Source organism: Halanaerobium praevalens DSM 2228 (assembly GCF_000165465.1).
Classification (GTDB): domain Bacteria; phylum Bacillota; class Halanaerobiia; order Halanaerobiales; family Halanaerobiaceae; genus Halanaerobium; species Halanaerobium praevalens.
This window is the reverse complement of record NC_017455.1, coordinates 840680-861103: the sequence shown is the minus strand read 5'-3', so window position 1 is coordinate 861103 and position 20424 is coordinate 840680. Positions and strand designations below refer to the sequence as shown.

The 20424-nt window shown below is 28.4% G+C and carries 20 protein-coding genes; 1 reads left to right on the top strand and 19 read right to left on the bottom strand.

Going from position 1 to position 20424, the window contains the following annotated elements; all coding sequences use genetic code 11:
- Positions 1-7: 7 nt before the first annotated feature.
- From HPRAE_RS03935 to HPRAE_RS03890, 10 genes are read right to left on the bottom strand one after another with little or no spacing between them, the layout of a single operon-like run.
- Positions 8-2098 carry a bifunctional diguanylate cyclase/phosphodiesterase gene (locus HPRAE_RS03935; RefSeq protein WP_014552955.1) on the bottom strand — a complete coding sequence of 697 codons (2091 nt, stop codon included), beginning with the start codon at positions 2096-2098 and terminating at the stop codon, positions 8-10.
- A 14-nt stretch (positions 2099-2112) separates the two neighbouring features.
- The gene (locus HPRAE_RS03930) at positions 2113-2883 is read right to left on the bottom strand and encodes a tRNA 2-thiocytidine biosynthesis TtcA family protein (protein ID WP_014552954.1); all 771 of its coding nucleotides are present in this window, start codon (positions 2881-2883) and stop codon (positions 2113-2115) included.
- 2 nt (positions 2884-2885) lie between these two features.
- Entirely contained in the window at positions 2886-3755 is an 870-nt protein-coding gene (locus tag HPRAE_RS03925) for a patatin-like phospholipase family protein (RefSeq protein WP_014552953.1), read from the bottom strand.
- 16 nt (positions 3756-3771) lie between these two features.
- Positions 3772-4143: a YccF domain-containing protein gene (locus HPRAE_RS03920; protein WP_014552952.1), complete on the bottom strand. Its 372-nt coding sequence runs from the start codon at positions 4141-4143 to the stop codon at positions 3772-3774.
- A 17-nt stretch (positions 4144-4160) separates the two neighbouring features.
- Positions 4161-5099: a 1,4-dihydroxy-2-naphthoate polyprenyltransferase gene (locus HPRAE_RS03915; RefSeq protein WP_014552951.1), complete on the bottom strand. Its 939-nt coding sequence runs from the start codon at positions 5097-5099 to the stop codon at positions 4161-4163.
- A gap of 13 nt (positions 5100-5112) precedes the next feature.
- Entirely contained in the window at positions 5113-5601 is a 489-nt protein-coding gene (coaD, locus tag HPRAE_RS03910) for a pantetheine-phosphate adenylyltransferase (RefSeq protein WP_014552950.1), read from the bottom strand.
- A 22-nt stretch (positions 5602-5623) separates the two neighbouring features.
- Complete coding sequence (gene rsmD / locus HPRAE_RS03905) at positions 5624-6163, bottom strand: 16S rRNA (guanine(966)-N(2))-methyltransferase RsmD (protein WP_014552949.1); 540 nt, start codon at positions 6161-6163, stop codon at positions 5624-5626.
- A gap of 19 nt (positions 6164-6182) precedes the next feature.
- Entirely contained in the window at positions 6183-8240 is a 2058-nt protein-coding gene (recG, locus tag HPRAE_RS03900; RefSeq protein WP_014552948.1) for an ATP-dependent DNA helicase RecG, read from the bottom strand.
- A gap of 37 nt (positions 8241-8277) precedes the next feature.
- Complete coding sequence (locus HPRAE_RS03895) at positions 8278-10020, bottom strand: DAK2 domain-containing protein (protein ID WP_014552947.1); 1743 nt, start codon at positions 10018-10020, stop codon at positions 8278-8280.
- A complete protein-coding gene (locus HPRAE_RS03890) occupies positions 10010-10372 on the bottom strand; it encodes an Asp23/Gls24 family envelope stress response protein (protein ID WP_014552946.1) in 363 nt (120 codons plus the stop codon). The genes HPRAE_RS03895 and HPRAE_RS03890 overlap by 11 nt, the downstream gene beginning before the upstream one ends.
- Positions 10373-10764: 392 nt before the next feature.
- Here HPRAE_RS03890 and rpmB point away from each other — a divergent pair, with 392 nt between their 5' ends.
- Entirely contained in the window at positions 10765-10995 is a 231-nt protein-coding gene (gene rpmB / locus HPRAE_RS03885) for a 50S ribosomal protein L28 (protein WP_014552945.1), read from the top strand.
- Between the two features lie 75 nt (positions 10996-11070).
- Here the strand turns inward: rpmB and HPRAE_RS03880 are convergent, their stop codons facing one another.
- From HPRAE_RS03880 to HPRAE_RS03840, 9 genes are read right to left on the bottom strand one after another with little or no spacing between them, the layout of a single operon-like run.
- Positions 11071-12297 carry an NAD(P)-dependent malic enzyme gene (locus HPRAE_RS03880; RefSeq protein ID WP_014552944.1) on the bottom strand — a complete coding sequence of 409 codons (1227 nt, stop codon included), beginning with the start codon at positions 12295-12297 and terminating at the stop codon, positions 11071-11073.
- A 23-nt stretch (positions 12298-12320) separates the two neighbouring features.
- The gene (locus HPRAE_RS03875) at positions 12321-12974 is read right to left on the bottom strand and encodes a thiamine diphosphokinase (protein WP_014552943.1); all 654 of its coding nucleotides are present in this window, start codon (positions 12972-12974) and stop codon (positions 12321-12323) included.
- Complete coding sequence (gene rpe / locus HPRAE_RS03870) at positions 12967-13623, bottom strand: ribulose-phosphate 3-epimerase (protein ID WP_014552942.1); 657 nt, start codon at positions 13621-13623, stop codon at positions 12967-12969. Before rpe ends, HPRAE_RS03875 begins: the two co-directional genes overlap by 8 nt.
- Complete coding sequence (gene rsgA / locus HPRAE_RS03865) at positions 13623-14483, bottom strand: ribosome small subunit-dependent GTPase A (protein ID WP_014552941.1); 861 nt, start codon at positions 14481-14483, stop codon at positions 13623-13625. Before rsgA ends, rpe begins: the two co-directional genes overlap by 1 nt.
- Before the next feature lie 8 nt (positions 14484-14491).
- The gene (gene pknB, locus HPRAE_RS03860; RefSeq protein WP_014552940.1) at positions 14492-16558 is read right to left on the bottom strand and encodes a Stk1 family PASTA domain-containing Ser/Thr kinase; all 2067 of its coding nucleotides are present in this window, start codon (positions 16556-16558) and stop codon (positions 14492-14494) included.
- A 33-nt stretch (positions 16559-16591) separates the two neighbouring features.
- Positions 16592-17305 carry a Stp1/IreP family PP2C-type Ser/Thr phosphatase gene (locus tag HPRAE_RS03855; protein ID WP_014552939.1) on the bottom strand — a complete coding sequence of 238 codons (714 nt, stop codon included), beginning with the start codon at positions 17303-17305 and terminating at the stop codon, positions 16592-16594.
- A gap of 29 nt (positions 17306-17334) precedes the next feature.
- Positions 17335-18378 (bottom strand): dual-specificity RNA methyltransferase RlmN, encoded by a 1044-nt coding sequence (gene rlmN, locus HPRAE_RS03850; RefSeq protein ID WP_014552938.1) that lies wholly within the window; start codon positions 18376-18378, stop codon positions 17335-17337.
- A 6-nt stretch (positions 18379-18384) separates the two neighbouring features.
- Positions 18385-19734 carry a 16S rRNA (cytosine(967)-C(5))-methyltransferase RsmB gene (gene rsmB, locus HPRAE_RS03845; RefSeq protein WP_014552937.1) on the bottom strand — a complete coding sequence of 450 codons (1350 nt, stop codon included), beginning with the start codon at positions 19732-19734 and terminating at the stop codon, positions 18385-18387.
- Positions 19735-20424 carry a zinc metallopeptidase gene (locus tag HPRAE_RS03840; protein WP_014552936.1) on the bottom strand — a complete coding sequence of 230 codons (690 nt, stop codon included), beginning with the start codon at positions 20422-20424 and terminating at the stop codon, positions 19735-19737.

The window sequence follows — 20424 nt, the reverse complement described above, 5'->3', positions numbered from 1 at the left end:
TTTTTTATTATTCTTTTTCTATATACATTTTTTCTATATCACTTTTAGGCATGGGACGATCAAAATAATATCCCTGTATATAATCATTAGTCAATTTATTTAAAATATCTAACTCTGATTTTTTTTCTACTCCTTCAGCAATAGTTTGTAAATTTAAAAGGTGAGCAATATTAATTATTGATTCAACAATATTTTGCCCATCTTTACTTAAAGTCATATTTCTAATAAAAGAAATATCAATTTTTAGATAGTCTATCGGAAACTTTTGGAGATAGCTAAAAGAAGAATATCCAGTACCAAAATCATCAATAGAAATTGCAAAACCCTTTTCTTTCATTTTATTCATTACTTTTAAACTATAATTAACATCATTCATCGCAGATGATTCAGTAATTTCAAATTTAATTAAAGAATGATTAATACCACTATTTAATATAAGACGATAAATATTTTTTAAGTGAGTATTATCTTCTAGCTGTTTAGCAGATAAATTAATAGAAACAGGTACTACTTGATAACCTTTAGCTAACCAATGTTTAATACTATTAACTACTTTACTAATAACTATTAAACCAACTTTTTTAATCAGTTGGGAATTTTCTAAAATAGGTATAAATTCAGCTGGAGAAATTAAACCTTGCTGAGGATTTTGCCAGCGAATTAAAGCTTCCATTCCATAAAGGCTATGATCAGCTCCTTTATAGTATGGTTGATAATAAATAACAAATTCATCGTTTTTAATAGCTTTATCTAATTTTGCTTCCATTTTTGTAAATTTCTTTATTTCTTGATTCATTTCTTGGTCGAAAAAAGCATAATCATTTTTTTTAATATTAATTAAAGCAATTTCAGCATTTGATAATAAATTTTGAGAACTTATACAGTCATCAGGATAAATAGAAATCCCAATTCTTGCATTCAACATAAAAGATTCTTGATTATAATCTATAGTATCAGTAAAAATATCTAATATTTTTTCAGCTAATTTATAAATTTCATTAGCAGAATTTAGATTATCAACTGCTAAAGCAAAGTTATTGCCACCTAAATAAGCTAGATAGTTTTCTCTGTCTATTTTAACACATTTTTGATTTACTAACTGCTGCTTATTTATTAAATCAGCTAATAAATTAATCAAATCTTTTTCGGTTTGACTATTATTATAAATATCATTTAAATATTTTATATTATTAATATTAAGAACTAGAATTGCTAATTTAGATTTAGCTTTCAAACCAATTAAATTTTCCATTTTATTTTTTATTGATTTTCGATTTGGTAAACCAAATTGGATATCATAATTAGAAATATACTCTATTTTACGTTTTAATTTTTCATTTTGAGTAATATCTCTACCAACTGAAATATAATTTATTATTTTTTGATTTTGATCTTTAATAGGAGTTATAGTTTGTTCTGAATAAAAATAATCTCCATTCTTTTTTTTATTAATGATAACATCATTAAATACTTCACCTGCTCTAATCTTATTCCACATTTTTTGATAAAATTGATTAGAATGTTTATCAGATTTAAAAATCGAAGGATTTTGACCTATTACTTCTTCTTTTTTATAACCTGTAATTTCTTCTACTGTTGTATTTGCATATTCAATAATTCCTCTTTTATCAGTAATAACTACCCAATTATCAGTTTCATTAATTGCCTTTACTAATTTTACCATTTCCATTTCTCTTTTTAAACTATAACTTACATTTTGAGCCATAGAAATAATTTCAAATTTATTTTTTCTTTTAGGAATGATTATATTATTCCATCTACAATTAATAATAGTCCCATTTTTTTTTAAAGTTCTACTCATAAATCCCTGGGGCAAATATTCTAATTTTTCGTTTTTAAATTTAGACCAAATTTCTCGATCCTTTTCTGCAATAATTGTGCTAATAAATTTTTGGTTTGTAAGCTCTTCTTGTTCCCAACCCAGAAGTCTAACTGCTGCTTGATTGAGATTTTTAATTTGACCATTATTAGACCAAGAAATAAAAGCAAGGGGGGAATTTTGATAAATTAAGTTTAATTTATTCTCCGTAAATTGTAGTTTATGTTTTAAACTGTTCTCATCATTTTTTTGAGCCATCAAATTAGCCTCCCCTATTTCCAATATTTTTTCATCTTTTGAGTTAATAATTTTTCTTCTGTTTTAGTTGGCCATAAATTATTATTTTCTTTTTTTCTCATTGCTGCAGTTAAATTAGAAAATAATTGTTCATCTTTAAAGTATTTAGCAAAATCTTTTTTAATCTTTGCTCTAGCTGAATTACCATCATAAGGACAAAGACTTTTTTTGATTTTTATATTTCTTTTTTTAATTTCTCTAATAATTACAGACTCTCTTAAATAAATCAATGGTCTAATTATTTCCACTTTGTTTTTATCTAAAAATCTTTTAGGTGCTAAAGTTTGAAGTTGACCAGAATAAATAATGCTCATTAAATAAGTTTCAACAGCATCATCTAAATGGTGACCAAAAGCTAATTTGTTAAAATTATTTTGTTTAAGATAATTAATAATTGCTCCTTTTCTAAAATGAGCACATTTTGAACAAGGATTACTTGCTTCAGTAGAATTAATATAAAGAGCAATTTCGCTTTTTATAATTTTTAAATCAATTTTTAGTTGCTGACAAAAATCTTTAAGAGCCAAAGAACTAGAATCATCAAAGCCTGGATCTACATGAACAGCTTTCAACATAAAATCCTTACTAAAGTACTTAGAAAAAATTTTTAAAACTAATAATAAAAATGCACTATCTTTACCACCAGAAAGACCAACTGCAATTCGATCTCCATCATTTATTAAATCAAATTCTGCTATTGCTTTTACTACTTGTGCTGTGACAGATCTATCTAAAGATAAATTCATAATTACTCCTTAATCTTTTTTAACCAATTTTCAAATTTTAGAGACTCATTTTGGGCTAGATTATAACCTGATTGATAAAGTTTTTCTAATTCTTCAGCATCACGACTGAAACGATCAATTTTTATTTCTTCTGGTCTAAAAACAAAAATTTCTCCTGCTTTTTCCTTTTTTTTAATCAAATTTAAAGTCTGATTATAAACTTTATATCTTTCTTTTAGGTCTTGAACTAAATTAGGATATTTTCTTAAAAAAAAGTCCAATAAAAATTTAGCCTTAACAGGAGTTTTCCGATAACCCTTTTCTCTGGTTAAAACAACAACAATTTTTTGATAACCATCTGCCAAAGCTTTTTTTATAGGAATTGAATCTTTTATCCCACCATCTAAATAACAAGCCCCTTCAATTTCTACAGGATTAGAAACTAAAGGTAGACTACTAGAAGCTTTAAAAATTTTATCAATCTTATTTAGCTCATCATATTTTTGAGGTTCAAAATATCTTATTTCACCACTACTGCATTCAGTTGCAGCTACCTTCAATGTTGTAGAAGAATTTTTAAAACTATTATAAGCAAAAGGTAATATTTCATGTGGTAGCCGGTGAAAAAGAAAATCCATGCCAAAATAGCTTCCTTCTTTAATCAGATTTTTTATTCCCATATATCTTTTATCTTCTACTAAATCAGTAAATATTTTTTTATTTCTTTGTCTTTGGCGACTGGTATAATTTGCTCCATTATTAGCTCCAGCAGAAACTCCAATTGTATAATCAAAGTAAATATTATTTTCTAATAAATAATCAATAATTCCAGCTGTAAAAGAACCTCTCATTCCACCGCCCTCAAGTACAAGAGCACAATCTTCTAATTTCAAAATAAATAACACCTCTTTACTTTACTTTTCTAATATCTTTTCCAAAAGGCATTAAGGATAAATAAGCAAGTTTTAAATTTTGTTTAGCAAAAGGAATACCAATAATAGTAATCCCAAAGAATAAAGCTGCCGTTAAATTAGCTATAGCTAATTCCCAACCAAAAAGAATAATCCATAATATATTAGCAATTAAACTAACAGACGAATTATTAGTTTCTATTATTTCTTTACCAAAAGGAGCCAACTGCATTTTAGCCATTTTGAAACATTGTTTACCTACAGGAATTCCAATGATTGTTATTGACCAAAGCAAACCGAAAATAAACCAGAAAAACGATTGAATCAAGCCACCAAAAATAAACCAAATAATATTTCCTAATAAAGTCATTTTTATCTCCACCTTCTTTAAATCAAAATTGCTAAAATCAAAGTCAAAGCTGTAGTGTAATTTAAAATCACAAAATTTTTAACAGCTAAAATAAAAGTTTCTTTTTTACTTTGTTTGCTTTTAAATTTATTAATATTTTTCTTAATTATAAAAAATGTTAATAAAGAAAGCAAAGAAATAAGTGGTAAAATATTAATTACTACTGCCAAAACAAGACTTAAATATGATAAATAATATAAATAGCTAAATAACTGCAGACTCTTTTTTTTAGAAATATAAATTGGCAGTGTATATCTTTTATTTACCAAATCATCACTGAAGTCACAAATGTTATTTGCTAACATAATATTTGCAATTCCTAAAACTAAAGGTAAAGAAAAAATAAAAAGCTTAATAATTTCTAAAAATTGAATTTCTATTTTTAAAAGACCGAGGCTAAAAAATAAATTAACCAAATTAAGATTTTGAATATAAACGGTTAAAAAAGTAATCAAAAACCCCATAGTTAAACCAGAAAAAAGCTCGCCTAAAGGTGTTCTAGAGATAGGCACTGGGCCAGAAGTATATAAAATTCCAATTGCAAATGAAATCAAACCTACTAAAAGTACTATAACATCACTATGTAAATAAAGAAGTAAACCAATAACTATAGCTAATAAAAAAAGTATAATTATAATTTTTTTAACAGTTCTTTTATTTAAATTATAATTTACTATTGCATTATGCTGCTCATAATTATAACCTTCTTTTTTTTCTGCTTTCAAAAAATCTTGATAATTATTAAGGGCAGTTGTCCCCATATCAACACATAATAAAGATAACAATAAAAGCAAGCAATTAAAAATATTAAAACCTTTATAATTATATATAAAATATAAATTTCCCAGTAAAAAAGGAGTAAAACTGGCAATTTTAGTTCTAATTTCTACCAATTTTAAAAAAACCTTTAAGTTCACACTACCTACCACCTTAATTTTTTTCTATAAATTTATTTCTAAGTTTGTGATATACAAAATTTGGAACTAATTCTTTAATATCACCATCAAAATAAGCAGCTTCTTTTATTACACTAGAACTTAAAAAGGCATATTTAGTATCTGTCATCAAGAATATAGTTTCAATATTTTCATCAAGGTGTTTATTCATCGAAGCCATTTGAAATTCACCTTCAAAATCAGAGACAGCTCTTAAACCACGTAAAATAGCATCTCCGCCAATTGACTTAATATATTTAGTCGTTAAGCCAGAAAAAGAATCTACTTTTACATTTTCAAGTTCCCTAGTAGAGTTTTTTAACATCTCTACTCTTTCTTCCATTGTAAAAACTGGTGTTTTATTGGGATTATTAAAAACTGAAACTATTACTTCATCAAAAATATTGGCCGCTCTTTTTACAATATCAAGATGGCCATTTGTAACTGGGTCAAAACTACCTGGATAAACTATCTTTTTGCTCATATTAATAAATACCCCTTATTTTTTAATTTAGTTGATAAATTGTTAATAATGAATTACCATAAATTTTATTTTTTATAATATCCAATTCTGCAAACTCATTTGTTTTTTCAGAAGCTGATTTTTCACTTATAATTAACCCCTTATCTTTGAGTAAATTATTTTTTATAATTAATTCAATTGCTTCAGCAGTCATCTTTTTTTGATAAGGTGGATCCATAAAAATTAAGTCATACTTTTTATTCGAGTTTTTCAAATAGGAATAAACATCTTGTTGATAAAGGTCTGCTTTTTCTAATAATTTAGCTTTATTTAAGTTTTCTTCTATAATATTTAGATGAGCTTGTTTTAATTCAACAAAATCAGCCTTTTTTGCTCTTCTACTTAAGGCTTCAATTCCTAAGTTACCAAAACCAGAAAATAAATCTAAAACTTCAGCTTCTGGTAAATAAAAAGCAATTATATTAAACATAGATTCTTTAACACGATCTAAAGTTGGTCTTACATCTCTACCTTTGAGACTTTTTAATTTTAAGCCACCAGCTTTACCAGCAATAATTCTCATCAATAATCCCTCCTTCAAACTATATTTTTAATTCTATTTGAGCAATAATATTAGCTAATTGATTATATTTTTTCTGCCAATTATTTAATTCAACTATTGCTTGAGCTTCAGTGCGTGCTTTTGCTAATAATTCTTGATCAGCTGTTAAACTAGCAACTTTTAAATCATCTATTCCATGCTGTTTTGTTCCAAAAAATTCTCCTGGACCCCGCATTTTCAAGTCTTCTTCTGCAATTAAAAATCCATTATTACTTTTGCACATAATTTCTAAACGTCTAGTTGCATCTTCACCTCTCGGATTAGAAATCAAAATACAATAAGATTGATAACTACCTCTACCAACTCTTCCTCTCAACTGATGTAATTGAGCTAAGCCAAAACGTTCAGCATTCTCTATAATCATAATACTTGCATTACTCACATCTACTCCAACTTCAATTACAGTTGTAGCTATTAAAATATCAATTTTACCAGCTCTAAATTTTTCCATTATTTCTTTTTTTTCTAAAGCAGGAACTGAACTATGAATTAAAGCAAGTTTATTATTTTTAAAAAAACCTGTCTTTAAATTATTATATAATTCTTCAGCTGCTAAAAGCTCAGGCATTTCTTCTGATTCTTCAATTAGAGGGCAAACAATATAAGCCTGTCTACCTTTGTTTATTTTTTCTTCTAAAAAAGAATAAATTTTTTTTCTTCTATTTTCTCTCCTCCAAAAAGTAGCTATTTTTTTTCTACCTGGAGGCATTTGATCAATAACAGAAAGATCTAAATCACCATAAATTAACATTGCCATCGATCTTGGTATTGGAGTAGCAGTCATAATTAATAAATCTGGGCTATCCCCTTTTTCTTTTAAACTATGGCGCTGTTCAACTCCAAATCGATGTTGTTCATCAATAACTACTAAACCAGGGTTCTGATAAGTTAAAGCCTTTTGAAAAAGAGCATGAGTTCCAATAATCAAATCTATTTCTCCAGTTTTAATTTCGGCCTCAATTTCTTTTCTAGCAGCTTGTTTAACACTTCCAGTCAATATTTCAACTTTATAGTCAAAATCTTTTAAGAGCTCTTGAAAGTTCAAAAAGTGTTGTTCAGCTAAGATCTCAGTTGGAGCCATAAATATCCCTTGACAACCATTAGCTAAAGTTTGTAATAATGCTAAAGCAGCAACTATAGTTTTACCTGATCCTACATCTCCTTGTAAGAGTCTAGCCATTGTTTTTTCTGATCCCATATCAGCTTCAATTTCATTCAAAACTCGTTTTTGGGCAGCAGTCAACTCAAAATTTAATTGACTCAATAATTTATCATTTACCGATTGTTTAAATTCATGTTTTATACCCTTAAACTTAGTTTTCTTTTTCTTTTCTTCTAGAGCATATAATTGCAAATGAAAAAACTCTTCAAAAGCTAATCTCTGTCTAGATAGATTTTTATGTTTTTGATTTTTAGGAAAATGCATTCCTAAGATAGCAGTTTTTAAATCTGGAAATTGATATTTTTCTAATAAATTTCTAGGTAGTTGATCTTTAAGCAAAGATCCATAATTTTTAATAACATTTGCTATAACCTTTCTTAACCTTCTTTGGCTAAGCCCTTCTGTTAAAGGATAAATAGGAACAATTCGGCCAGTATTTAAGACAGAAGCTTCAGAGCCTATTTTTTCATAAACTGGATTATTTATTTCTTTTCTTTTATATTTTCTCCAGTTTTTTTCACTTATTTTGCCAGTAATTAAATACTGATCTCCTTCTTTAAATTGATTTCTTAAATAAGCTTGATTATACCAAATACCATTTACAACATCACTACCATCAGAAAAACTTACCTTTAGCAAATCTAAATTAGGTCTTATTTTTTGATAATTTATTTTTAAGACTTCAACTTTAAAATTCGCCTTTTCTCCTATTTTGGTATATTTAATCTGACTTAACTGACTTCTATCTTCATATTCTCTGGGGAAATAATATAACAAATCTCTGACAGTTTTTATATCTAATTGGGAAAGGCGCTCGGCCCATTTGGGCCCAACACCTTTAACAAATTGAACTTCATCTGCAAGTTTTGATTTCATACTCTTAATAATGCTCCTCTATTTTAAAAATAAATTTTTATTCTAGAGAAATAATAAATGGATATAAAGGCTGGTCTCCAGCATAGATTTCAATTTCATCAAAATCAAATTTTTCTTCCATAATTGTTTTAATTTGTCTAGTTTCAGCCTCAGTTATACCCTCACCATAATAAATGGTAACTAATTCTTCAGCTTCAGCTACTTCATTTAATAATTCAATAACTGTTTTTTCTTTATCCTGCTCACTTACTATAATTTTTCCATCGCTTAAGCCTAAATAATGACCTTCAGTAATTTCTAAGCCATTAACTTTAGAGTTTTTTACAGCCTGTGTAATTTCTAATGTTTTAACATGTTTAATCTCAGCTTCCATTTTAGCTTTTAAGTCATCTAATTCTAACTGATCATTAAAACTCATTAGAGCAGCCACTGCTTGTGGAATAGATTTAGTTTCAATAATTTCAATATTTTTATCAGTTAAATCTGAAACTTGTTTAGCTGCAGAAATAATATTTTTATTGTTTGGTAAAATAATTATTTTATCTGAATTCATTTTTTTAACAACTTCTAAAAAATCATTTGTTGAAGGGTTCATTGACTGACCCCCTTCAATAATATAATCTACACCTAATTCAGTTAAAATATTAACAATTCCATTGCCATTAGCAACTGAGATAATAGCTATTTTTTTATCTATTTCTATTTTTTCTGCTTGATTTTGATCTTTTTTACTAACTTCAGTTTCAGAATCAAGACTTGCATCTAAATTATTGTCCTTGTTATGAAACTGAGAATGATCAAATTCTTGCATATTTTCGCGCTCAACTTTTTCTTGGTTTTGTTTACGCATATTATCAATCTTGATATCAAAAACTTGACCTTTTTTTAAACCATATTCTAAGAGTACCCCAGGGTGATTAGTGTGAATATGCAGTTTAATTATCTCATCACTACCAACTACCATAATTGAGTCTCCATAACTTTGCATATCTTTTCTAATTTTTTCAATTAATCTATCAAGTTTAAATTTACGTGTATTAATTTTAATTAACATTTGAGTACAATAAGTAAATTTAATATTTTCTGCTAATTTTGATTTCTGAGCACTCTTTTTTTCTGTTTTAGCAGCCTGATATTCAATTTTTTCTCCTTTTAAACCTTTAAGCATACCTTTAAGAATCGTTAAATAGCCTTGGCCCCCAGCATCTACTACTTCTGCTTCTTTTAAAGCATCTAAAAGTTCTGGAGTTTTAGCTAAAGAATCTGCTGCTGCTGCAATAGTTATCTGCAAAAGTTCTAATATATCCTGAGTTGATTCTGCTTCTTTAATAGCTTCTTCAGCAGCTTGACGAGAAACTGTCAAGATTGTTCCTTCAACTGGTTTTAAAACACCATGATAAGCTACTTCAGATGCTTTTTCTAAAGCTAGAGCAAAATCTTTACTATTCATTGTTTTCTTTTCTTTTAAAGCCTGAGCAAAGCCTCTAATTAGCTGAGATAAAATAACACCCGAATTACCCCTGGCTCCCATTAAAGCCCCTTTAGACAAGGCTGCTGCTAATTTTGAAACACTATTTGAATTATTAGCTTCTAAATTAGAAACTGCTTCTTGAAAAGTTAAATACATATTTGTTCCTGTATCACCATCTGGAACTGGAAAAACATTTAAAGAATCAATAAATGATTTTTGTTCTTTAAGCCAGTATAAAGATGTAGACATCATATTTTTAAATTGTTCTGCATTAATTGATTTCATTTTCTCACCTTTATTAATTGGCATCGCCAACCCTCACTCCCCTTACATTAACATCTATAGTTATAATTTCAATTCCAACATTTTTTTCAAGGGTATAGCGAACTCTTTCCATTACATTATGAGCTACTTCATGAATATTAGTTCCATATTCAACTATGATATTTAGATCTAGCTGAACTTTATCTTCACTAATCTCAACCCCAACACCCTTACTAATATTATCCCAACCTAAAAGATCTGCTAAGCCATCCTGCACACTTCTAGAAGACATACCAACAAGGCCATAGCATTCCATAACAGCAATACCAGCTATTTTAGCTATTACCTCTTCATCAATTATAATCTTTCCTAATTCATTTTTTAATTCTTTCTCCATTCTTAACACCTCTTTTCATACATAATTATTTTATCTCATATAAACAGTCTATGCAAGAATTAAATCTAAGCAACTAAATTAATCTCTCATTTATTATTTATTTCAAGATAAATTAATACATTCCTGCATATTAAATTTTATATTTTTATTAAAATTACTTTATTAAACTTGCTAAAGACCGTTTATCTATGTTAAAATATAATCTGACAAAGTTTTTATTGAAAGCGTTAAGGCACCCTAATATCTGAAATTTTTAAATATATGGTGCGCTATCGATGTACAAGTATTAAAGTTTTTAATTATTAATCTAAACTTTAGTGTGCCGTACTCGTTTTAAAAATACTAAGTCTGAAGTTAAGAAAATAAGACTTAGTGAAAGGAGGTGTTTTTCTATGTCCAGAGTCTGCGAAATTTGCGGTAAAGGTGGAAATAAAGCCAATAGCATACAAAGACGTGGTAAAGCTAAGAAAAAAGGAGGAGTTGGACGCAACATTACTAGTTCTACTAAAAGAACTCAGCGTCCAAATCTAAAAAAAGTTAAAGCAATTGTTGACGGATCACCAAAAAGAATTAAGGTGTGTACTCAATGTCTTAAATCAGGTAAGGTCGAAAGAGCTTACTAATTAAGGTTTAGATAATAAAAGGGAGCAAGGCATATATTATATATGCTTTGCTCCCTTTAGTACTTTTTGGCGTATTTAATTATTTTTTAATCTTTTTTTAATTTTAGTTTTTAATTCTTGATCACTAAGCTCTATTTGAGCTAATTTATTTTTTAAAGCACTTTTAGCAACTGCAAAGGCTACAGCTGGAACAACTCTTTGATCAAAAGGATCTGGTATAATATATTCAGCAGCTAAATCTTCTTCAACCAAATCAGCTATGGCTTCTGCTGCTGCTATTTTCATTTCCTCACTAATTTTAGAAGCTCGAACATCAAGTGTACCTCTAAAAATCCCAGGAAAAGCTAAAACATTATTAATCTGATTAGGATAATCAGACCTACCAGTTGCAATAACTGCTGCCCCTGCTTTTAAAGCAATTTCAGGTTTAATTTCAGGGTCTGGATTAGCCATTGCAAAAATCAATGGTTGAGAATTCATTTTTTTAACCATTTCTTTTTTTAATATATTGGCAACTGATAAACCAATAAATAAATCTGCTCCTTGAATTGCTTCTTCTAAATGACCATTTATATTATTTGGATTAGTTCTTTTTATTAATTTTTGTCTTAAAGGATCATATTGATTAAGATTATTATTATTTAAAATTCCTATCTTATCATTAATAATTAAATTTTGAGCTCCAGCATCTAGTAATAAATTAGAAACTGCTGTAGCAGCAGCTCCTGCTCCATTAACCACAATTTTTATATCTGCTAACTTTTTATTAACAAGCTTTAAAGCATTAATTACAGCTGCCAAAACAACTATTGCTGTTCCATGCTGATCATCATGAAAAATAGCCATCTTAGTTTCTTTTTTTAAACGAGACTCAATTTCAAAACACTTGGGAGCTGCAATATCTTCTAAATTAATCCCAGCAAAAGTTGGCTCCAAAAGTTTAACAAAATCCACAATTTGCTCAACAGATTTAGTTCCCACACAAAGCGGAAATGCATCTACATTAGCAAATTCTTTAAATAAAACAGCTTTACCCTCCATGACTGGCAAAGCAGCTTCAGGTCCAATATCTCCCAAACCTAAAACTGCAGTTCCGGAAGAAACAACTGCTACCTGATTTCCATAAGCAGTATATTGATATCTATTTTCCTTGTCTTTTTTAATTTCTCTACAAGGCTCAGCAACTCCAGGTGAATAAGCTAAACTAAGTTCGCTTTTATTTCGGACCTTAACTTTTGACTTCATTTCTAATTTACCCTGTTTTTCTTTATGTAATTTTAAAGCTTTTTGATAAATATCCAAAACTCTTCCCCCTTAAGAAAGAACTAATTTTGTTTTTCTAAAGTATAAATTAATAATCCATTTTCTAATTTAACTTCTGCTTTATCTGCTTTAATTAAATTACTAATTCCTCTTGTTTGAGAGCGTTTAAGGTCTTCATTGTCTAAATCATATTTACAGCCTGTAATAGTTAAACCTTTCACAATTTTAGTCTGAGCTATTAAAGAAAGGCGATATCCTTTTTTATTAATAAATTTTTGCTGTTCTTTAATTAAAGCAATTTCTAAATGAGAAGAAATTATTTTAGCTTCTAAACCGAGCTCAACTATATATTCTAACAAGTTTAAATTAGCTAATTGTTGATCAAATCTTCCACCTAAAGCTCCAGTTAGATATATTTTTTGGAAATTATTATTTAAACAGTAATCAATAGCAAGTTCACTGTCTGTTTGATCTTTTTCAACAGGATGTTTAATTATTTCTATTTTTTGGCTTTGATAATATTTTCTGTTTTTTTTAGTTAAAGAATCAAGATCTCCAATTACTAAATCAGGTAAAATATTTATTTTTTTAATTCTATTTGCTCCTCCATCGACAGCTATTAGCTTATCAATTTCTTTTTTCTCAAGCAATAAATCAATTTCTCTTTTAGTTAAATTTAATTCACCGTTGAGAATCAAAAGAGCATTTTTAGACATTAGAAGCTATACCTCTCATTTCAGCTAATGCTTGAGCAGGGTCTTCAGCTCCAAAAATAGCTGATCCAGCAACTATAATATCAGCACCTGCTTTAACAATTTTTTCTAAATTATGAGCTTTAATCCCACCATCTACTTCTATTTTACACTGATAATTATTTTCTTCAATTATCTTTTTTAATTTAGATATTTTAGCTGTCATTTGCGGAATATAAGATTGACCTCCAAAACCAGGATTAACTGACATAATCAAAACCTGATCCAGTTCAGGTAAAATATACTCTAAAGTATTAAGAGAAGTTGCTGGATTAAGTGAAACTCCTGCTTTCAGACCTTCATTTTTGATCATTTGAATTACTCGATGAATATGATCAGTTGCTTCTAAATGAACAGTCAAAATATCAGATCCTGATTCAGCAAAATCTTTAATATATCTTTCAGGTTTAGTAATCATTAAGTGAGTGTCAAATTTTAGTTCTGTTTGCTCTCTAATAGCTTTTATAATCCCTGAGCCAAAACTAATATTAGGTACATAAACACCATCCATAACGTCTAAATGTAAATAATCTGCTTTTTCTATTAGCTGCAGTTCTTTTTTTAATTGACTAAAATCAGCAGCTAATAATGAAGGGGCAAATTCAGTTTTCATTAATATCGACTCTCCTTTTCTTTTAATTCATTATATATTTGTTGATAACTTTGATAACGTCTTTCTGCAATTTCCCCAGCTTTTACTTTTTGCTGAACTAAACAACCAGGTTCATGTAAATGACTACAGCCATTAAACTTACATGAATTGTTATATTTTGCGATTTCTGGAAAGTACCAAGATAAATTATCTGCTTCAATCTCTAAATTAAGTTTTTTAATGGAAGAAAAACCAGGAGTATCTGCTACCCAACCATTACTTGGTAAAGCTAAAAGTTCTACCATCCTTGTTGTATGAACACCTTTTTTTAATTTCTTACTAATTGCAGCAGTTCTTAAATTAGTATCTTCTAATACTTGGTTTAAAAATGATGATTTACCAGCTCCTGAAGGACCAGTTAAGACATTAATTTTATTTTTTAATTGCTCAAATAATTTAGTTAAATTTTTAGCTTCTTTAACACTAATAAAAATTAAATTATAACCTGCTTTTTGATATTCAACAAAATTTTCTTTAAAACCAGGATCTGCTTTATCAATTTTATTAATCACAATTAGAGGCTCAAAACCAGAACTTTCTACAAGTAATAAAAATCTATCTAATAGTGCAGGTGCAAAATCAGGATTTTTTACAGAATGCATAATAACTACCTGGTCAATATTAGCTACTTTAGGCCTTTGTAAAAGGTTATTTCTGGCATGATAACCTTCTAACATCTTATTTTCTTTATCAAACTCAACGTGATCTCCAGGATAAATTTTTTCTTGTATTTTACCTCTTATTCGGCAGCGATATACTTCTCCTTTTTGATCAGCTACAAAAAAAAATCCTCCTATAGATTTAATTAAAATCCCTTCCATTAAAAAAATCAGCTCCCAAATTCTTCCGTTTTTATTAATTGATCATCAAAATAAATTTTTATTTTTGTTTGGCCCTGACTCTGAATATCTCTAACTATATTATCACCAGGTTGATGAACTGCCTGATATACTTTATCTTGACCATTTTTATCTTCTACCACAATTTTAACTTCTTTTTGGCTAGTGCTATTAACATTTATTGAAATTCTATTTGAATGCAAATTTTTTGGCTTTGCTGCCACTAGTCCTTTACTAATTACAAAATCAACAGCTATTCCTTTAGGTAAGTATTCTCCTGCTTTGACACTTTGCGAAATAACATTTCCTTCAGCAAAGCGATTAGAGTTTTCCACTTTAACTTGACCAATATTTAAGCCATTTTCTCTAATCAAATTAAAGGCTTGCTTTTGACTAAGACCTGATAAATCAGGCATTTTTACAGAAATATTTCTTTCACCTCTGCTTACAAATAAAGTAACTTCACTCCCTTTATCAACCTCAGCTCCAGCTGTTGGAATTTGATTTATTACTGTTCCAGGCTCTTCAGATAATCTAAATATATATTGGATATCACCACTATTTAAAGCTAAATTATTAAGTTCAATTAAGGCTTTTCTTAGTGACTGACCTATTAAATCTGGTATTTTTATTAATTCCGCTCCTTTACTTACTGTAATTTTTAAAGAACGACTTTGTTTAATTCTAGTCCCAGCTTTAGGTTGTTGACTAATAATTTGATTTACTTTAAAATCTTCACTAAAAACTCTAGCATTATTTTCAACTAAATCCAAACCTGTTTCGGCTGCCATTTTTTTAGCTTCAGCTAAACTCTTACCTTCAATATCTGGAACCTGAACTACAGGTACATTAGTATATTGATTAAACAAAAAATTTACTGCTCCAATTGAAACTAAAAAGAACAATAAAATAGAAGCCGTAATAATTAAAGGTCTTTTAAATTTGTTTTTATTTTGCTTTGTTTTTTTACTATCTTTTATAATTTCATCTTTTAAAGATTCTTTGTTATTTAATTTTGATTTAGCTTTTGTTTGCTTGTGATACTCATTATTTAATAAATCAGCTTTTGCTTTTTTTATTGATTCAGAATTTATTTTACCGGCAGATAATGAATCTGTTTTTTTATTTTTAGATTTTGTTTTCTTTAAAAAAGGGAAATCTTTTTTATTCATTACCTTAGTCTCATCAGGCTTAAAATCTTTTTTATTTTTATTTAATTTTTTATTTTTATCATTTTTTAAATTTTTTAAGCAATAAGTTATTTGATGTCTCATTTCTACAGCATTTTGAAAACGAGCAGCTGGATCCTTGGCAATTGCCTTCAAAATTAAATCATTAACTGCTTCTGTTAACTCTCTATTTATTTCTTTTGGCTCTAAAGGTGTCTGTTGGATATGTTTTAAAGCAACAGAAATCGGACTTTCTCCCCTAAAAGGTAATTCACCAGTTGTCATCTCATACAGAACTACTCCTAATGAATAAATATCAGAATGTGCCTTTATCTCTCCTCCCTTAGCTTGTTCAGGTGAAAAATAATGTGCACTTCCAACAACTGTCTCAGTCATTTGAATAGTTGAATTATTAACAGCTCTAGCAATCCCAAAATCCGTTACCTTAACCTCAAGTTCTTTATCTAAAATTATATTATGAGGTTTAATATCACAATGGACAATCTGATTTGCATGAGCAACTGAGAGAGCAGAAGCAATTTGTTTGGCAATTTCTAATGCCTCAGCAGGTGAAAGTTTAGTTCTTCTTTTTATTAAATCTTTTAGATTTTCACCTTCAACTATTTCCATTACAAGATAAATTCTTTCTTCATCTACTACAATATCATAAATGCTTACAACATTTGGGTGAGATAGTTTAGCTACAGCTCTGGCTTCTTGTCTAAATTTACGAGTAAATTCAGCATCAGATTTGTACTCTGAGCGCAGCATCTTTAAAGCCACTCTTCTTTCTAAAAGAGTGTCTTCTGCTGCGTATACAATAGCCATCCCTCCCCGACCAATTTCCTCTATTATCTTATAACGGTCATTTAAAATCTTAGCTTGCATAAATTCACCTCAATTAACTTTAACCAATACTTATTATTCATTCCAATCAACAACCAAAATCGTAATATTATCTAAACCACCATTACTTAAAGCTTTTTCTAATAATTTTTCAGAAATAATTTTAAGCTCTTTATTATAATTAAAAATATAACTTATCTTTTCCTCTTTAAGCATATCACTAAGACCATCTGTACATAATAGTATATAATCATCAGCCTCAAGTTTTAATTTACCCTGATCTAAATCAAGTTTTTCTTCTAAACCAAGGGCTTGAGTTAATATATTTTTTTGAGGATGATTAAAAGCCTCAGATTTAGTTATTTTTCCTTTTCTCAATAAATCTGCAACTAATGAATGATCTTGCGATATTTTTTTTAAAATTTTATTTTTTTGATTATAAATATAAATACGGCTGTCACCTAAATTAGTATAATAAAGCATTTTATCTTTAATTAGTACAGCGGCAAAAGTTGTACCCATTCCTTGATAATCAATGTTTTTTTTGCTTTTTTTGATTATTTCTTCATTTATCAGCTGGGTTAAATTATTTAAATCCTCTAAAGGGTCTACTAAGCTAAAATTAAAAGAAGCAGAAACTTCAGCAGCAATTTGACTGGCTATTTCGCCTGCAGCATGACCTCCCATACCATCAGCAACCATAAAAAAATTTAATTTTTCATTAACAAAAAAATTATCTTCATTGACGCTGCGTTTTTTACCTTTATCAGATAAAGCTGCAAACCGCATTTTTTTCCTCCTTTAAATAAAACTAAAATCTATTTTTCTTTTCTTTTTAACTGGCCACAAGCAGCCTCAATTTGACTTCCCATTTCTTTACGGAGACTAACTTGAATTCCATTATTAACTAAAGTATCATAAAAACTATCAATAACTTTTTGAACTGGTCTTTCAATTCCTAATTCTGGAACTGGATTAGCAGGAATTAAATTGACATGACAATTTATACCTCTTAATAATTCTGAAAGTTGAACTGATAATTCAGGACTATCATTAACACTATCCATTAATACATATTCAAAAGTTACTCGTCTACCTGTTTTTTCAATATAATCAATTACAGTTTTTAAAAGCTGATTTATATTATATTTTTTATTAATAGGCATAATTTTATTTCTTAATCTATCATTAGGAGCATGTAAAGAAATAGCTAATCCAATTTGATCATTAACTTTAGCTAATTTTTTGATTTCTGGAACAAGTCCTGCTGTAGAAATAGTCATCTTTCTCATTCCAATGTTTAAGCCTTGATTAGAATTTAGAATTTCAACGGCTTGCATTAAATTATCAAAATTAGCAAGTGGCTCTCCCATTCCCATAAAAACAAGATTACTTAACCTTGGCTCAGCAAAATTGGAACCACTAATATCCTTTTGAATTTCAAGTACCTGCTCTACTATTTCTCCAGTAGTTAAATTTCTTTTTAAACCATCAATTCCAGTTGCACAAAATGAACAACCAAGACCACAACCAACCTGAGTTGAAATACAAGCACTATGTCTACCTGATTCGGGAAAAGGAAGATAAACCCCTTCTATATTTTCACCATCATTTAGCTGCCAAAGATATTTTACAGTTCCATCAACAGCAACACTTCTTTTGCTTTCTTTAAGATTGTTTAAATTATAATTATTGTCTAAATAACTTCGCATTTTTTTAGGTATGTTTTTCATTTCTTCTGTTTTAGATATACCATTTTTGTATAGCCAATTAAAAACCTGTTCTCCTCTATAAGCTGGAAATCCTGCCTTTTTCAAGTCTTCTATTAATTCATTTCTAGTTAATTCTTTTAAGTCCTTCATTTAAAATTAATCACTCTCCACTTTTTGTATTAATGCATAGAAAAATCCCTCTGAATCTACTTCACCAGGTAAAATTTCTAAATATTTGTCTTTAGTTTCTAAATTTAAACTACTTGCTTTTTCTAACCTACTACTTAGATCAATTAATTTATAGGCTTTATTTTCTTTTAAAATTCGTTTAATTAAATCTTGGTTTTCTTCTTTTGCTAAAGTACAAGTGGAATATAATAATTGACCTCCACTTTTAAGTTTGTTTAGATTATTATTTAAAATTTTATATTGTAATTTAGCCATTTTTTCTATTATATTCTCATTCTTATCCCACTTAATCTCTGGTTTAGAAGCTATAAGTCCTAAACCTGAACAGGGTAAATCAGCTAATATTCTATCATATTTTTTATTATCCTGATATTTACTAGCATCAGCTTTTTTTAAGCTAACATTTTTAACACCTAATCTTAGTAAATTTTCTTGAACCAAATCTAAACGACTTTGGCTAATATCTAAAGCTTTAATTTGACCAGTATTATTCATTAAAGCTGCTAAATGAGATGTTTTACCACCAGGAGCAGCAGCTAAATCAAGAACTTCCATATTTTCGGAAGGATCTAATAATAAAGAAGCTAAGCCTGCAGATGTACCTTGAATATAGGCTCCTCCTCTTTTAAAAACTTTAGTTTGAGCTGGATTATTTACTTTTTTTAGTTTATAAAAAGATTCTAAAAATGTTGACTCATATTCTAAATCAGCAGCATCTAGCAATTCTATAAATTGAGCTTTGGTCATTTTGAGTGAATTATGACGATAAATAACCTCAGCTCTTTTATTACCTGCTTTTAATATTTTTTCACTTTTATTAAAACCATATTGTTTAATAAAGCGTTTAACTAACCACATTGGATATGAATACTTAATTGATAAGTGTTTTTCAGGATCCTTATTTTTAGCTGGAAGCTTAATCGAATTACGCTTGCGATTAATATTTCTTAAAACTCCATTAGTAAAAGATATAGCTCCTTTTTGGCTAGCAGGCAAAATAATTTTTACAGCCTCTACACTTTCATAAATAGCAGCTCTTGCGGGAACTTTATCCAGAAAAAATAGTTGGTAAACTCCTATCCTAAGTCCCATTAAAACTTCACTATCCATTTTAAGCAAAGAGGTTTTGGAAAATTGATTTATTATATAATCTAAATATAACTTATTTCTAATTACTCCATAATAAATTTCAGTAAACAAATTTTTATCTCTCTTATCCTCAATTAGCTTTAATTTAGAATTTAATAATAAATTTGAATAACTTCCTTTTTCAACTCTAAGTAGTGCTTTTAAAATTTCTGAGCGTAAATTTTTCAATTAATCATCACCTAAACCAGCTAAGAGTAAAATTCTCAGCATATTTGCTAAAGCAACTAAAGTTGTAGCTACATAAGTAAATGCTGCAGCTTTTAAAACTTTTTTTACCCCTTTAAGTTCTTCTTGATTTAATAAATTACTATTTTTCAAATTACTAATGGCCCTATTACTTGCATTAAATTCAACTGGTAAAGTTACTAAATGGAATAAAAAAGCAGCGGAAAAAAGAACAAAACCAGTCATAATTAAAAAATCAGCTCTAATAAAAAAGCCAAAAATTGCTAAGGGCAAACCCAAACTAGAACCAATATTAGCAGCAGGCACTAAAGAAGCTCTTAATGATAACGGTTTATAATTTTCTTTATCTTGAATAGCATGACCTACTTCATGTGCTGCCACACCAACTGCTGCCACTGAATTATTATGATAAACATCTGCTGACAAATTAAGTGTTTTTTTCTCAGGATCATAATGATCACTTAATTTACCATCAGTTTGACGAATCTCTATATTGCTTAAATTATTACTTAACAAAATTTTTCTAGCTGCTTCAGCACCAGTTAAATTTGAATTTAAATTAATTTGATTATATTTTTTAAAAGTATTTTTTACTTTATATTGAGCATAAACTGCAATCAATAAAGCGGGAAGGATTACAATCATCGTTGGATCAAAGAAAAATGGAAACAT